The organism is uncultured Actinobacillus sp. (genome assembly GCF_945915845.1).
Classification (GTDB): Bacteria; Pseudomonadota; Gammaproteobacteria; order Enterobacterales; family Pasteurellaceae; genus Exercitatus.
The window spans coordinates 63,983-80,227 of sequence record NZ_CAMEFX010000002.1 but is presented as its reverse complement, the minus strand read 5'-3'; the positions used below and the strand labels follow the sequence as shown (position 1 = coordinate 80,227).

Genomic DNA, 16,245 nt, shown 5'->3' with positions numbered 1-16,245 from the left:
TATTATGCAAAAACAACCTTCTATCATCACTCAAATTTTTAGCCGTAATATGCTCATTTGCATCTTCACAGGCTTTAGCTCAGGATTACCCCTGTATATTATCACGTCCCTATTACCCATTTGGTTACGCTCAGAACAAGTGGATTTAGAATCTCTCGGTTACTTCACCGCCGTCACCTTACCCTTTACGTGGAAATTTCTTTGGTCCCCCCTATTAGATCGCTATGTTCCACCATTTTTAGGTCGCCGCCGCGGTTGGATATTCATATCCCAAGTGTTATTACTTATATCTTTAGGGTTATTCGGCTTTTTAGATCCCACAACACACTTTGGGCTCACACTCATTGCAGGATTAGCCACCCTCTGCTCATTTTTCTCTGCAAGCCAAGATATTGTATTAGATGCTTTTCGCCGTGAAATTTTATCAGATGCAGATCTCGGTTTAGGAAACAGTATTCACGTCAATGCCTATCGCATTTCAGGCTTAATTCCAGGCTCATTATCCCTAATTTTATCCGATCACCTCCCTTGGCAAACAGTCTTTATTATTACAGCCCTTTTTATGTTACCGGGGATTTTCATGACGCTATTTTTAAGCCGTGAACCACAAATTGAACTAAAAACAAACCGCACTTTAAAAGAAAATGTCGTAGAACCCTTCAAAGAATTCTTTACACGTAAAGGATTATGGGGCGCGCTAGGTATTCTGGCTTTTATATTCCTCTATAAACTGGGTGATAGCATGGCTACTGCGCTCATTTCCCCTTTTTATTACGACATGGGATTTTCAAAAACGCAAATTGGCATTGTGGCTAAAAATGCATCCCTTTGGCCTATGGTGGTTGCAAGCATTGTCGGCGGAGTGATTATGCTCAAAATAGGGATCAATAAAGCACTCTGGTTATTTGGACTTGTGCAAATTGTAACCATTCTAGGCTTTGCTTGGCTCGCCGGTCACGGACGCTTTGAGCAAATCGGCACATACGAACTTACTGCATTAAGCCTTGTGATTGCCGCTGAATTTATTGGCGTAGGGCTGGGCACTTCCGCGTTTGTCGCTTTTATGGCGCGCGAAACCAACCCGCTTTACACCGCGACCCAATTAGCTTTATTCACCAGCCTATCCGCCTTACCCAGAGCAACCATCAACACACAAGCCGGAGCATTAATCGAATATTTAGGCTACTACCATTATTTTTGGTTCTGTTTTTTCTTAGCGATTCCGGGAATGATTTGCTTGATTTGGGTGGCTCCATGGCGTGAGAAAATTAAGATTGGATAACGCAAAGAAAATCATTATAATAAAGAACGTTCAGGACTAGCGAACCCTGAACGCCCTAAGGTTTATTCTGCTATAAGCCAGTTCCAGTGCTACTACGTAGCAATAGGCATAACAGAATAACAATGATTAAACGAAGAATTCGTTTCATATCATGCTCCTTGTGAAAATAAATCACAAGATCTGCTACAGCCCCGCTAGCTGCGAACTGGCGGGACTGCTAGCAGACCCACCTACGCCATTTCAAGCGCGCCATAATTATACACAAATACTATACTTTTGAACAGTTATTATCTTGTTATTCATTTGCTTTTTCCCTAAATTCACGTTAAAGTAACCGCACTTTTTATTCAGGAGAACAATCATGAAAATTATCCTTTTAGGCGCACCTGGTGCAGGTAAAGGCACTCAAGCACAATTTATTATGAATAAATTTGGCATCCCACAAATTTCAACCGGTGATATGCTTCGTGCCGCAATCAAAGCCGGAACAGAATTAGGTAAACAAGCTAAAACCTTAATGGATGCCGGTCAACTTGTTCCAGATGATCTTATCATCGCACTGGTACAAGACCGTGTTGCACAACCTGACTGTGCAAAAGGTTTCTTATTAGATGGCTTCCCACGCACCATCCCACAAGCGGATGCATTAAAAGCCGTGGGCGTAAGCATTGACTACGTTTTAGAATTCGATGTCCCGGACGAAGTTATCGTTGAACGTATGAGCGGTCGCCGCGTCCACCCTGCCTCAGGTCGTTCATACCACGTTGTTTACAACCCACCAAAAGTGGAAGGCAAAGATGATGTCACTGGCGAAGATTTAATTATCCGTGCAGATGACAAACCGGAAACGGTGTTAGATCGCTTAAAAGTCTATCACACCACAACTAAACCACTCGTTGACTACTATCAAGCGGAAGCAAAAGCAGGCAACACAAAATACTTCCGTTTAGACGGTACACAAAAAGTGGAAGATGTTAGCGCAGAATTAGACAAAATCTTAGCATAAACATCACAACAACAAGATAAACAAAAACCCCTATACAGCTCATGTTGTATAGGGGTTAATTATAAGTGCGGTCAATAAGATACCGTTTTTAACGCTTATTTTTTACCCAATTGTGGTAATACTGAATCTTTACCTGCAACTAATAAGCCTGCTTGAGAGTACACACCTAATTTATTGCGAGTATCCACGATGTCTAAGTTACGCATAGTTAATTGACCAATACGATCAACCGGATCAAATGGCGCATCTTCTACTTTTTCCATACTTAAACGTTCAGCCACGTAAGTTAAGTTTGGTGAAACCGTATCTAAGATTGAATAGTCGTTACCGCGGCGTAATTCAAGAGTCACTTCACCAGTAATCGCACGTGCCACCCAACGTTGTGCTGTTTCGCGAAGCATTAATGCTTGTGGGTCAAACCAACGACCTTGGTATAATAAACGACCTAAACGTAAGCCGTTAATACGGTATTGCTCGATAGTATCTTCGTTATGAATACCTGTCACTAAACGCTCATAAGCAATATGTAATAATGCCATTCCCGGGGCTTCATAAATACCACGAGATTTCGCTTCAATGATACGGTTTTCGATTTGGTCAGACATTCCTAAACCATGGCGACCACCAATACGGTTTGCTTCTAAGAATAATTCAACAGCATCAGAGAATGTTTTACCATTTAATGCAACAGGCACACCTTCTTCAAAACGAACCGTGACAGTTTCCGCTTTCACTTCAACATTTTCATCCCAGAATGCCACACCCATAATCGGTTTTACGATTTTGATACCAGTACTTAATAATTCTAAGTCTTTCGCTTCGTGAGTGGCACCAAGCATATTTGAATCTGTTGAATAGGCTTTTTCTACTGACATTTTGTAGTTAAAGCCATTTGCAATTAAGAATTCAGACATTTCGTGGCGACCGCCCAATTCATCAATAAATTGTTGGTCTAACCAAGGTTTATAAATTCTTAAATTTGGGTTTGTCAATAAACCATAACGATAGAAACGTTCAATATCATTACCTTTAAAAGTCGAGCCATCGCCCCAAATATTGACGTCATCTTCTTTCATTGCCGCCACAAGCATCGTCCCGGTGACCGCACGACCTAATGGTGTTGTGTTAAAATACGTAATGCCACCGGTTGAAACATGGAATGCTCCCGATTGAATTGCCGCAATACCTTCATGAGCCAGTTGTGTACGACAGTCAATTAAACGTGCGTTTTCTGCCCCATATTCCATCGCTTTACGTGGAATCGCATTATAATCATCTTCATCCGGTTGCCCTAAATTTGCAGTATAAGCATAAGGCACAGCACCCTTTTGGCGCATCCATAATAATGCAGCAGAGGTATCTAAACCACCAGAAAAAGCGATCCCTACTTTTTCACCTTTTGGAAGACTTTGTAAAATTGTGTTTGACATGTTTATTTTCCTACTAGTTAAGTGTTTGCAAGTCGGCATATTATGCGTGCAAATCGCTTTTTTTTCAATAAATTTGACCGCACTTTAACACTTAATTTTCCATGATGATTTTAGGGAATTAAACGCAATACAAACAAAACTACATCGATTTTGCAACATAATCTTCCAATACCTGATTCATCCGGCTTTGCCAACCTTTTCCTGTTGCCTTAAAAGCCTCAATCACTTTGCTCGAATAACGAATAGTTACGCTCACTTTTTTCTCTTCCACAGGCGGACGACCGCGTTTACGTTCGCGAGACCATTCGATTAATTCTTTAATTTCGGGTGGATAATTTTTGCTAAACTCAATGGCTGCTTTAAAATCTTCATCTGTCCATTCAGGGCTTTCATCATCGATAAACTGATCCGCATCATCATAATAAGGATCAGCTAATTGTTCTTCTAAAGTTCTCATATTTTCTTTGCTCCCTTGCGTTGGCTTTTCTAAAACTAATAATTCTTAAGGCATAGTCTCGATAACAAAAAACAAGCATGTGTAATCGTTCTCCAATATACCCTAAAGCCTGAAATCTCTCTTCGCCATAATTCTTTCTTAAATCAGGCTGAATAAATGCTGTCTCAAAATCAAATTCGACAGCATCGGAAAACGATAAATCACGTTCATATTCATTCTTCTGACTTTTCTGTTCATCATATTCTATTAACATTAAACACCCCTTTTTAAAAACTGTCAATATTTGTAGTTACAAATATTATTAAGCGTTTGATGAGAGTTTAAAAAAATAAGAAAAAATTTGGTAGGATAAGGCATTAGAATTGGAATAAAGATCACAAAAATAGGATATTATGCCACAGTGACACAATGCCTTGAGTTTCGTAGAGTGAACATCTTTACTCGCCAATACAAATTAACCTAGACAAGAATATTTACCCTATGTATTGTCATTTAATTTCATCGACGCAAAAATAAAAAAACCCGATCCAAAGATCGGGTTTAAAATGTTAGCTAATCAACTGATTAGAAGTATACGCGAACACCCACACCGTAACGATGATCTTTCGCTTTTTCTGTGCCATCAGCGTATGCAGTTACGCCAGCACCACCAATTGAAGCTTTGGTATTAGCTTTAACGTGTGAATAAGCATATTCAGCATAAGTCACGACATTTTGAGTAAACTTATAGTCTGTACCAAGAATAAATACGTTCTCAGTTAATTTACCGCCGTTATTTACTTCTAAGCCACCTGCAACCGAACGTAAGAAGTTTGCCTTACCTTTAGCAAATCCAAAATCATCTGTATAACCTTTATATACATTGTGTTCCCACGCTGTATATACAGAAGCAGTATCTTTTAAGTACTCATATTTTGCTGCCACTTCTAAGAATTTACCTTTACCTTGGTTTTCATGAGCTTTAGTGTCAACAAATTTAGTTTCGCCGTATTCTACGCCAAACTCAGTTGTACCATAAGTAAATTGAGAAGCAACACGCCATGCTTTTTCTTGGCGACCTGTTACGTTAGTAACTGAATCATCATCATATTTAGCTGTGGTATAACCTGCATTTAATTTTGCTTTTAAATCACCGAAATCAGCTTGGTAGAATGCTACCGCATTGTAACCATATTTCAGTTCTTCGTCTGTTTGATTACCATCTTTTGTTGATTGACCAAATACATAGTCAGCACCAAAGCCTAATTTGTGACCTTCTGCGATTTGGAAATCAGCAGAACGGAAAGAAGCAACTTTGTCACCGCCATCTAATACGTTGTTGTTGCCACCAAAGATATAAGCATTATCATTGATTTGGATCGCATCACCATTGGTATCTTGTTTACCGAATGTTAAACGACCGATATTTTCCGCTTCCAAACCTAACCATAATTTGTTTGTTTGGATGTTATTGAATGAGCTTTGAGTATCCCAACGGTCACCACCCTCGTTAAAACGTAAACGAGTGAATGCTAATGCTTTTAAGCCGTTACCTAAATCGTGTTGTGCTTTGAATTCGATACGAGATTCGTTGTTACGTAAATCTGCACGTTCGTTATCGTTGAATTTACCTAAAACAACGTCGAAACGACCGCCTACATCAACTGTAGTGCCTTCGTTATTGTAAACTGTTGCTGCGCTTGCAGACGCTGCTGCTGCAGCTACGACTAATGCTACTAATGTCTTTTTCATAATTTAATTCCTTATCAGAATTTATTTTTATAACAATTTCCATTTGAACTTTTAGCAAAACCAAAAGTCAAACATCGCTTAAATCCTTAAGCGGTCAAAATATTGCCAAAGAAAAATAACAACGTCAATAAAAGTTCCCGAGAATTTCTCAAAAATCTGATCAAGATCACATTTTTTAGGCAAACGGTTGCTAGTTTGATTATTTTCTGAACACTCTTACATTGGTAAAGCCATTTTCTTTTAAATACAAGGCTTGTAACTTGCTCATTACGCCACGTTCACAATACAACACATAATTTTTGCTTTGGTCAAGGGAGCCAAATTGCGATGACAATTTATAGAATGGCATTAATTTCACTTCATGACCATCCAATTCAAAAGGATTGTCATCCGTTTCTTCAGGACTGCGAATATCTAAAATAATATCGTTGTCGTTTAATACTGAAACCGCATCCACTTCCACCACTTCGCGCTCAGTTTGTTCAGCAATTTCACGAATATCCAAATATTGCGCATTTTCCACCGCACTTTGCAGCACATCAAAGTTGAAGTTTTGTTCTTCCGCTAAGATTTTTTCACGAATCGCTTTTACTGTTGGATTTTTAGAAATCACCCCACAGAATTCAGGCATAGATTTCGCAATATCATCCGTGCCAATTTCACGTGCCATCGCAATAATTTGTTCTTTGTCGTGGGTAATTAAAGGACGCAACACCAAGGCATCAGCGGCTTCATCAATTAAACGCAAATTAGTTAAAGTTTGGCTAGACACCTGCCCAAGGGCTTCGCCTGTGACAATGGCTTCAATTTTAAAACGATCTGCGACTTTGCTCGCTGCACGTACCATCATGCGTTTTAACACCACGCCCATTTGTCCATTGTCGATTTTCTCGAGAATTTCGCCTACCACATCTTCAAAATTAATGGCAATAAAACGGACTTTGTGCGAAGTGCTATAACGGCTCCAAATATGATACGCCATTTGTTTTACCCCAATTTCATGCGCCGCACCGCCCAAATTAAAGAAACAATAATGCACTCGTGAACCGCGGCGAATTAACATATAACTCGACACGCCAGAATCGAAACCACCGGAAATTAAAGATAACACATCTTCCTGCGTACCAATCGGATAGCCGCCAATCCCTGCATGGCGCGCGTTAATAAATAATAATTTATCGTCTTCCACTTCAAGGCGAACGGTAACATCAGGATTTTTCAGCTTCACTTTTGCGCTTTCAATATGTTGGTTCAAACCACCGCCCACATAACGTTCAATTTCCAATGAGCTAAAACTATGCTTGCCACGACGTTTCGCACGCACACAGAAAGTTTTGCCTTCTAATTCCTCACACATACGCGCCAAAGTTTGCTCAAAAATATTGTGTAAATCCGTAAAAGGCTGTTCTTCCACTTCTAAAAAATGGTGAATTCCCGGAATACGTTGCAAAGCTGCAATAATTTCGCTTTTTAGTTCTTCTTGTTGTGAACGAACCTCAATAAAATCCCAATGGCGCACCACGGCAACCTCAAAATCACGGGTTAACACATTGCGGATATTGCTGGTTAAAATTTTGATAAAACGCTTACGAACACTGTCGCTTTTAATCATAATTTCGGGAAAAAGTTTAACGATAAATTTCATGGTCATCTCGCTGATAAAAAATTTCGGTGATTATACCGATTTATGCCTAAAATAAAAACCGTTGCGGGGGCAACGGTTTAAATAGGTTTGAAATATTATGGTCGTAGCAGTCGTAGGATGGGCTTTAGCCCATCATCCTTGATAATAAATTATTCTGTTGATGGGCTAAAGCTCATCCTACATAAATCTAACGTTTGTCGTTTGGGGCTAATGTAATTAGCCCCTACGGGATCATCCGGTTATTTATATCGAATATCGCCCAATTTAAACAACCTCAATCACAACCCCATCATCACGCAATGGCAATAATTCCCCCACTGCAAACAATCGCGAACCGGCTTTTTCCGCGGCGGCTTTTACTTGTTCAATGGCATTTGGGCGGACGGCGATCAGTAAACCGCCTGAAGTTTGCGGATCGCATAATATGGCTTTTTGTTCGGCGGTCATTGGGCTGATTTTATCACCATAACTGTCGAAATTACGCTGCGTGCCACCGGGTACGCAACCTTTTTCAATATATTCCACCACGCCATCCAACGTTTGAATTTGATCAAAATTCACCACCGCACTGACGCCGGAACCTTCGCAAAGTTCGCGCAAATGCCCCAGCAAACCAAAACCGGTAACATCCGTCATCGCCGTTACGCCATCAATTTCAGCAAATGCCGAACCCACAAGATTCATTTCACACATCGTTTTTGCCGCCAGTCCTTGGTGTTCAGCTTTGAGCTTGCCTTTTTTCTCTGCCGTGGTCAGTACGCCAATCCCCAATGGTTTAGTTAAAAATAGCTGATTACCTACTTCTGCAGAAGCATTTTTCTTCACTTTATCGGTGCTAATAATGCCTGTCACTGCCAACCCAAAAATCGGTTCGGGCGCGTCAATAGAATGTCCGCCAGCCAATGCAATTCCTGCTTTTTGGCAAGCAAAACGCCCACCGTCCACAATGCGTTGCGCCACTTCAGGGGGAAGCAATTTAATCGGGAACCCCAGAATTGCCACCGCCATAATCGGTTTCCCGCCCATGGCAAAAATATCACTGATAGCATTGGTTGCCGCAATTTGCCCAAACTCAAAAGGATCATCCACAATGGGCATAAAGAAATCCGTGGTGCTAATAATCCCAATGCCATTGCCAATATCATATACCGCCGCATCGTCTGCGGTGTCATTGCCCACTAACAAATTCGGGTCAACAAAGCTATTCAGTTGCGTTTGCAAAATTGTCCCTAATACCTTAGGAGATATCTTACAGCCACAACCTGCGCCGTGGCTATATTGGGTTAAACGAATGGTATTCGCCACCGTATCATTCAACGCCCCTTGAAGTGCGGTCAAATCTTCTTCCATTTTTGCTGTCCTTTTCTAATGAAGTTGTTGGGATTATACGCCTTTTACAAAACCCCTGCCAACTCGAAAAATGCGCGGTAGGCGGCAGCTTTTTTCTCTAAGCTTAAAGGATAAGCGCGGGATGTGGAAGGCACGCGATATAATTTCAACTCGCGCCCTGCAAAAGGAAAATCAATAAATTCATTGGTTTTCGGTTCTTTTAATTTTTCAGGCACAAGGCTAAACAAGGCTTCCGTGGCTTTGCCGCCCGTGGTAAAAATCCATTGACAATGGGGAATTTGTTTAAGAATATCCGCCAACGGCACAGGTTCCACAATCTTTAAAAATTTATCGGAAGCATTGCCTTGTTCCCGAATGGCTTTCCACACCGTTGGGCAAGAGGCGATACCGCGCTCCATTAAAAATGCCTTAATCCGTTCAGCGTCAAATCGCTTCTCGCCTTTGACTTGAAAATATGCCTTATCATTAAAAAAGATCAAGCCATAAATCCGCCACATATCGTTTTGGAAATTGGGGTAATGAAATTCCATACAACGCTTCTCGGCAGTGGGTGGAAAAGTTCCCATCATCATTACCGTAGCTTGGGGCGGTAATACAGGTGGAAACGGATGGGTTTCAATTTGTGGTTCTAACATAAAATTCTCGCTTTTTTCACCGCGCTTTTGGCAAAAGTATCAACCCTATACGAGCCGTATAGGGTTACTTAATCTGAGCCGCTCTGCGGCTCTTTCTTTCAGCCCCAGCTGGGCTGGGCTTAACGAACCTAGCACGGCTCGTGCTAGGTGATTTCTCAAAAATAAACTTTGTCATCAATCTGGTGCATTTTGCAAAATCATCCTTATTAACTATGCAAAGTCTCAAAAATAGTTTCCGCTAAGGATTTTGAAATCCCCGGCACGGACGCAATTTCATCCAAAGTGGCGTTTTTCACGCCTTGCATGCCACCCAAATATTTCAGCAATGCCTGACGGCGTTTTGCGCCTACGCCTTCAATGGTTTCTAACCCGCTTTGAGTAAAGGCTTTTTGCCGTTTTTTACGGTGTCCTGTAATGGCATGATGATGACTTTCATCGCGAATATGTTGGATCAAATGCAAGGCTAAACTATCAGGATCTAAATTCACTTCACGCCCTTCCTTGCTCAAAATCAGCGTTTCCTGCCCGGCTCGGCGATCAACGCCTTTTGCCACCCCAATTAAGTGCGGTCGGTTTTTATCCCATTTTACATTCAATTCGCGAAATACTTGCAAGGCGCGATTAAGTTGCCCTTTGCCGCCGTCAATAAAAATAATATCCGGGATTTTTTCAGTCTCTAAATCACGGTCGTAGCGTTTTTTCAAGGCTTGCTCCATGGCAGCATAATCGTCTCCCCCCGTAATCCCTTCGATATTAAAACGGCGGTAATCGGATTTAAGTGGCCCGGCATCGTTAAAGACTACACAAGAAGCAATGGTTTGTTCTCCCATGGTATGACTAATATCAAAACATTCCATTCGCTTGATTTTTTCAATGCCCAGCAACGCTTGCAAGGCTTGATAACGTTCGCTAATTAAGGTGGTTTCTTTTAATTTTAACGCCAAGGCGGCATTGGCGTTCATTTGTGCCAATTGCAAATATTTCGACTTCGTCCCTTTGGTGTTGTCTTGAATACTGACTTTACGCCCTACTTGTTCCGTTAACAGGGTTTCGATTTCTTCTTTTGCCTCTAATTTGTGATCCACAATAATGCTATTTGGTACGGTGCGCCCTTGGTGGGCTTGCAAATAAAATTGCCCCACAAAGGTCGCGGTCAATTCCGATAAATCCGTATTGGCCGGCACTTTCGGGAAATACGAACGATTGCCCAACACTTTGCCTTGACGAATAAATAACACCTGCACACAAGCCACGCCATGTTGATAAGCAATGGATAAAATATCCATATCGTCCAAGCGTTCGTTGCTCACAAATTGTTTTTCTGTTACTGCGCGCACCGCCTGAATTTGATCGCGATAACGCGCGGCATTTTCAAAATTCAGCGCTTGGCTGGCTTGTTCCATTTTGCCAATTAAATGATCTAACACTTGCTGATCTTTGCCTTGCAAGAACAAGCGCGCATAATCCACTTGTGCGTTATAGTCTTCATCGCTCACAAGCCCTTCCACACAAGGCGCGGCGCAACGCCCGATTTGATATTGCAAACAAGGGCGCGAACGGTTTTTATACACGGAATTTTCACATTGACGAATCGGAAACAACTTTTGCGATAACGACAAGGTTTCACGCACCGCGCCGGCGTGGGGATAAGGCCCGAAATATTCCCCGATGACTTTTTTGGATCCCCGATAAGCAGTAATCCGCGGATGGCGTTCTTTGGTCAGCAAAATATAAGGATAGGATTTATCATCACGCAATAAGACGTTATAGCGCGGTTGGTAGGTTTTAATGTAATTATGTTCAAGCAGCAACGCTTCCGTTTCCGATGTGGTAATGGTGGTTTCAATACGCGCAATCGCCGCCACTAAGGCTTCAGTTTTTTTGCTACTTAAATTGGTACGAAAATAGCTAGATAGACGTTTTTTAAGATCCTTGGCTTTCCCCACATAAATCACCGTATCATTTTTATCAAACATACGATATACACCGGGATCCTGAGTGACATTTTTTAGAAAGGTTTTATGGTCGAACATCATTGTTAATTCAAGCAATTAGATACAATAAAACCCTTGCAAAATAAACAAGGGTTTACATTATTTTCATATTGATGCGGCAAATTATGCCGAATTCAAACTCAAATGGCAACTAATGATATTGTTTACCAATATTAAAGGTTAAAGTAGCATAATGTTTTGCTTTTTGGCATTGTTCTTGATCTTTATACGGCACTTCATGGGTAATTTGGGCTTTCCAAAAGCCTTGACGAAGCGGAATAATATCGACCGTACCATCATCGCCCGTCACATCGGAGAAAGCTTGAGCTTCGACTTTATGGGTTTTGCTGTTGTCGGCAGTATCAAAGCCATCAAAGGTTGCCGTTAAGGTCGCGCCTGCTAAAGGTTCGCCACGGAATAATACTTTAACTTTAAAACGATCACTCACATTAATATTGGCTGGATTATCCATCGGCACAATTTCCAATTCATGACCGATTTGTTTAGTAATGACATCAATGCCCGCACTTTCATGCCCAACGTTGACAATATTTTTGCCATACATTGATGTTAATTCGCAATAAGTTGCTTTGGGTGTGGCTTTCATATCGGCTTGTTTCCAACCCTCGGCATTTTTTGACCAAAAAGTAGGTTTATATTCCGCCGCAACAATGTAACTGCCTTCTTGAACCGGTTTTTCCGTTTCAAAATGGTAGTTATGTTCGCCTTTTTGCACTAATTTTTGTTTTCCCTCTTGAGTAAACAAGGTCACACCACGATCAAAAAAACTTAAACGTTTTTCAGGTATGGTTTCTAAGGTAGGAAATTCGCCATAACCTAAATCTGCTTTTAAAATTTCATCACCGTGCGTGTGATCGGTTTGCATCCAAACTCGGTGCGCTTGCGCTGAAAATGCGCTTGCGACAAGGGTTAAAAATAAAACTGTTTTTTTCATGACATGACCATCCCTATTTATAAATGATAAAAGGAAAATAAGCATAACGGCAAAATTCGCTCTTGTAAATAGGAATAATTATCAAATAGAAAGATAAATTTAAACCTATCGCACAAGAATGACGTTTCAATAAGCTCAACGAACCTCTTGTGCGAATATCATGACAGAAACTACCCCAAAATTCTCCGCACTTTTTCCAAGTCTTCCGGCGTATCTACGCCCACTGCAGGCGTTTCTTTGGCCAATTCCACATGAATACGTTCGCCATTCCACAAAACACGTAATTGTTCCAAACATTCAATTTGTTCTAAGTCTGTCGGTTGCCATTGGACATATTGTTTAATAAACCCTGCTCGGTAAGCATAAATGCCGATATGACGTAAATAATGAGCACCCAATTTTAGCTCTTCGATAGATTTTGTTTTTGCTACTACTGGCGCAAATTCATCCCGATTCCAAGGAATAACCGCACGAGAGAAATACAACACATAGCCGTCTTTATCCGTTAGCACTTTCACCGCATTCGGGTTAAAGAGCTCTTCCGGCTCTTGAATTTTAACCGCCAAACTTGCCATTTTTACCTTGAATTTGGCGAGATTTTCCGCTACTTGTGCCACAATCACAGGAGGAATTAACGGCTCATCCCCTTGGATATTCACGATAATTTCATCTTCCGCAATACCCAATTTTTCCACCACTTCCGCTAAGCGTTCCGTGCCGGAATTGTGTTTTTCTGAAGTCATGCAAACTTCGCCGCCAAACTGTTCTACGGCGTTTTTCACCTTTTCGTTATCCGTTGCCACCACAACGCGGCTTGCTCCTGATTGTTGCGCTTTTTCCCAAACGTGTTGGATCATGGGTTTGCCTGCAATATCCGCTAAGGGTTTTCCCGGTAAACGGCTGGAAGCAAAACGTGCCGGAATAATTACAGTAAATTTTGTCATGTTAGTTTCCTTTTGAAATTTGTTCGATTTTGTCTAAAAGTGCGGTGGCTTTTTGCCCTGAAATTTCTGCGTCAACAGGCACATACCACCAATTTTGTTGCGCAAATTGACCGCACTTTACGGCGTCTTTTTCGGTCATCAACAGCGGTTCATTGTCATTAAATTGGCTCAATTGTTGTGCACTAAACTGTTGATGATCTTGGAAAGCTTGTGCCTGCGTTAATTGAATACCCAAGCCTTGCAACATATCAAAAAAGCGTTGTGGGTTGCCAATGCCCGCTAAGGCGGAAGCCTGTTTAAAATCTTTTAATAAACACTTCTTATGGCTCACTAAATTGATAGCATAATTCGGCACCAGAGTCATAACGGCATCAGTATATTGGTTTTCACCGCCATTGGTAATCACCAAATCCACGCTGGCCAATCGCGCCGCGGTTTCTCGTAACGGCCCGGCAGGCAAGACAAAACCATTGCCTAAGGCGCGTTTGGCGTCCATTACCACAATTTCAATATCACGTTGCAGTTTGTAATGTTGTAAACCGTCATCGCTAATAATCACATCACAATGCTGTTGCTTTAATAACAATTCAATGGCGTCTTGGCGATTCGCCGAAATACAAACCGGCACGCCGGTTCGTTTGGCAATTAAAACCGGTTCATCGCCCCCTTGAATAGAATCGGTTTCTGCGCTCACCAATAAGGGATAAACCTTAGATTGGCTACCATAACCGCGCGAAATCACACCGCACTTTAAACCGCGCGCTTGTAATTGTTGCACCAACCAAACCACTACAGGGGTTTTGCCGTTTCCACCGACAGAAAGATTGCCCACCACAACAACGGGAACAGGCGCGCGATAGGCGCGTGAAATACCGAATTTAAAGAGAAAATAACGAACACGGCTGATAAGCCAAAATAAAAACGAGAATGGCAGGAGAAAATAGGCAATGACGGAATTTGAATACCAAAATTTCATTGTTTGTCCTAAATACGAAAAATGGGCGAATGTTATTCGCCCCTATAAATTAATGACTAAATTGCATCGCGTGCAATTGTTTGTATGCTCCATTTTGAGCTAAAAGTGCGGTGTGATTTCCGCGCTCTTTGATTTCACCATTTTCAATCACCACAATTTCATCGGCATTTTCAATGGTAGATAAACGGTGGGCAATGACCACCACAGTACGATCTTTTTGCAAGGTTTCAAGGGCTAATTGAATTGCACGTTCTGATTCCGTATCCAAGGCTGAAGTTGCTTCATCTAAAATCAGCACTGGAGAATTACGTAATAAAGCACGCGCAATAGCTAAACGTTGGCGTTGGCCGCCTGATAAACTTGCGCCGTTTTCACCAATAACCGTATCCAACCCATGCTCCATTTTTTCAATAAATTCCATTGCATGTGCGGCTTTGGCTGCTTCAATAATTTGCTCGCGGCTATATTTATCTTTTGCCGCATAAGCAATATTATTTGCCACAGTGTCATTGAATAAATGTACCTGTTGTGAGACTACTGCACATTGCTCACGTAAATTACTTAATTTATAGTCTTGAATATTCACACCATCTAACAAGACTTCGCCCTCTTTTACATCGTAAAAACGCGTTAATAAACTCGCTATGGTGGATTTTCCTGAGCCGGAGCGTCCCACTAATGCGATAGTTTTGCCTTGTGGAATAACAAGATTGATATTTTTTAAGGCTAATTCCTCTTTGCCCTCATAAGCAAAGGAAACATTTTTAAACTCCACATCGCCTTTAGCACGCGTAATCACTTGTGTCCCGGTATCTTTTTCCGTTTCTAAATCCAAGAAATCAAATAAGGTTTGGCAAGCCGCCATTCCACGTTGGAACTGCGAATTAACATTGGTTAAGGATTTTAATGGGCGCATCATTGCCATCATCGAAGAAAACACCACGGTAAATGAACCCGCCGTGAGATGGTCAATAGCTAAACCGTCAATAGTTGCAATATACAATACGGCAGAAAGTGCGAAAGAGGCAATTAATTGTACCAAGCCATCCGCTACGCCATCCGCTTTCACTATTTTTAATCCTTTACGGCGCATATCATCGCTTACTCGATCAAAACGTTGACTTTCTACATCATAACCGCCATAAGATAAAATCACTTTATGTCCTTTGATCATCTGTTCAGTCGATGTGGTTAACTCCCCCATGGCACTTTGAATATTACGGCTTAACTCACGGAAACGTTTAGATACAACGCCAATTAAACCGCCAATAATCGGGGCAAGTGCAAATAACACAAGAGATAATTGCCAACTGGTGTAAATCATCACCGTAAATAAGGAAATTAAATATACCCCTTCGCGCACAATAGTCACTAGCGCGCTAGATGAAGAATTCGCCACCATTTCGGTATCATAAGTGATGCGCGAAAGTAAACGCCCTGCGGGATTTTGATCAAAATAGCTAACCGGCATCACCATCATATGACGGAATAAACGGCGGCGAATAGTCATCACCACATTGCTTGAAACCCAAGATAAGGCATAAGCAGAAAAATAGTTTGTGATGCCTCGGAAGAAAATAAACACCACGACTAATAACGCCATTAATTTTAGAAAATCATGATCCGCATTACCAAAACCATCATCAAGCAACGGCTTAAGCAAATAAATCAATCCTGAATCAATCAACGCATTCAATATCAACATGATTGCACCACCAATCAATGCCCATTTATAAGGCTTAATGGTTGGCCATAAACGCTTAAAGGTTTTAACGGTTGAAGTGTCTTTTTCTTTGGTCATAATCGTTTTCTAAATTTATAAAATGGGCGCATTGTACCT

The 16,245-nt window shown here is 41.3% G+C and carries 14 protein-coding genes; 2 read left to right on the top strand and 12 right to left on the bottom strand.

Annotated features, from left to right (window positions below; genetic code table 11):
- The first annotated feature begins 4 nt into the window (after positions 1–4).
- Together Q0O89_RS01345 and adk are read left to right on the top strand one after the other, a co-directional pair.
- Complete coding sequence (locus Q0O89_RS01345) at positions 5–1,282, top strand: AmpG family muropeptide MFS transporter (RefSeq protein ID WP_293729998.1); 1,278 nt, start codon at positions 5–7, stop codon at positions 1,280–1,282.
- Positions 1,283–1,643: 361 nt separating this feature from the next.
- Positions 1,644–2,288 carry an adenylate kinase gene (gene adk, locus Q0O89_RS01340; protein WP_293729997.1) on the top strand — a complete coding sequence of 215 codons (645 nt, stop codon included), beginning with the start codon at positions 1,644–1,646 and terminating at the stop codon, positions 2,286–2,288.
- A gap of 95 nt (positions 2,289–2,383) precedes the next feature.
- Here adk and argG read toward each other — a convergent pair whose 3' ends face one another.
- The 12 genes from argG to msbA all read right to left on the bottom strand — a co-directional run bounded on the left by argG (position 2,384) and on the right by msbA (position 16,206).
- Complete coding sequence (gene argG / locus Q0O89_RS01335; RefSeq protein WP_293729996.1) at positions 2,384–3,718, bottom strand: argininosuccinate synthase; 1,335 nt, start codon at positions 3,716–3,718, stop codon at positions 2,384–2,386.
- Positions 3,719–3,857: 139 nt separating this feature from the next.
- On the bottom strand, positions 3,858–4,175 hold the full coding sequence (locus tag Q0O89_RS01330) for a BrnA antitoxin family protein (RefSeq protein WP_293729995.1): 318 nt from the start codon (positions 4,173–4,175) through the stop codon (positions 3,858–3,860).
- The gene (locus Q0O89_RS01325; RefSeq protein ID WP_293729994.1) at positions 4,147–4,428 is read right to left on the bottom strand and encodes a BrnT family toxin; all 282 of its coding nucleotides are present in this window, start codon (positions 4,426–4,428) and stop codon (positions 4,147–4,149) included. Before Q0O89_RS01325 ends, Q0O89_RS01330 begins: the two co-directional genes overlap by 29 nt.
- A gap of 311 nt (positions 4,429–4,739) precedes the next feature.
- A complete protein-coding gene (locus Q0O89_RS01320; protein WP_293729993.1) occupies positions 4,740–5,906 on the bottom strand; it encodes a porin in 1,167 nt (388 codons plus the stop codon).
- Between the two features lie 199 nt (positions 5,907–6,105).
- Entirely contained in the window at positions 6,106–7,551 is a 1,446-nt protein-coding gene (thiI, locus tag Q0O89_RS01315) for a tRNA uracil 4-sulfurtransferase ThiI (protein WP_293729992.1), read from the bottom strand.
- 264 nt (positions 7,552–7,815) lie between these two features.
- Complete coding sequence (gene selD, locus Q0O89_RS01310) at positions 7,816–8,856, bottom strand: selenide, water dikinase SelD (RefSeq protein ID WP_293730045.1); 1,041 nt, start codon at positions 8,854–8,856, stop codon at positions 7,816–7,818.
- A gap of 89 nt (positions 8,857–8,945) precedes the next feature.
- Entirely contained in the window at positions 8,946–9,536 is a 591-nt protein-coding gene (locus Q0O89_RS01305) for a DNA glycosylase (RefSeq protein WP_273393057.1), read from the bottom strand.
- A gap of 206 nt (positions 9,537–9,742) precedes the next feature.
- Positions 9,743–11,569, bottom strand: coding sequence for an excinuclease ABC subunit UvrC (gene uvrC / locus Q0O89_RS01300; RefSeq protein ID WP_293730044.1), 1,827 nt, complete (start codon positions 11,567–11,569; stop codon positions 9,743–9,745).
- Positions 11,570–11,681: 112 nt separating this feature from the next.
- Entirely contained in the window at positions 11,682–12,485 is an 804-nt protein-coding gene (locus tag Q0O89_RS01295; protein ID WP_293729991.1) for a DUF4198 domain-containing protein, read from the bottom strand.
- Between the two features lie 170 nt (positions 12,486–12,655).
- Positions 12,656–13,429 carry a 3-deoxy-manno-octulosonate cytidylyltransferase gene (kdsB, locus tag Q0O89_RS01290; RefSeq protein WP_293729990.1) on the bottom strand — a complete coding sequence of 258 codons (774 nt, stop codon included), beginning with the start codon at positions 13,427–13,429 and terminating at the stop codon, positions 12,656–12,658.
- 1 nt (position 13,430) lies between these two features.
- Entirely contained in the window at positions 13,431–14,405 is a 975-nt protein-coding gene (gene lpxK, locus Q0O89_RS01285; protein ID WP_293729989.1) for a tetraacyldisaccharide 4'-kinase, read from the bottom strand.
- 49 nt (positions 14,406–14,454) lie between these two features.
- Complete coding sequence (gene msbA, locus Q0O89_RS01280; RefSeq protein WP_293729988.1) at positions 14,455–16,206, bottom strand: lipid A ABC transporter ATP-binding protein/permease MsbA; 1,752 nt, start codon at positions 16,204–16,206, stop codon at positions 14,455–14,457.
- Between the last annotated feature and the right edge of the window lie 39 nt (positions 16,207–16,245).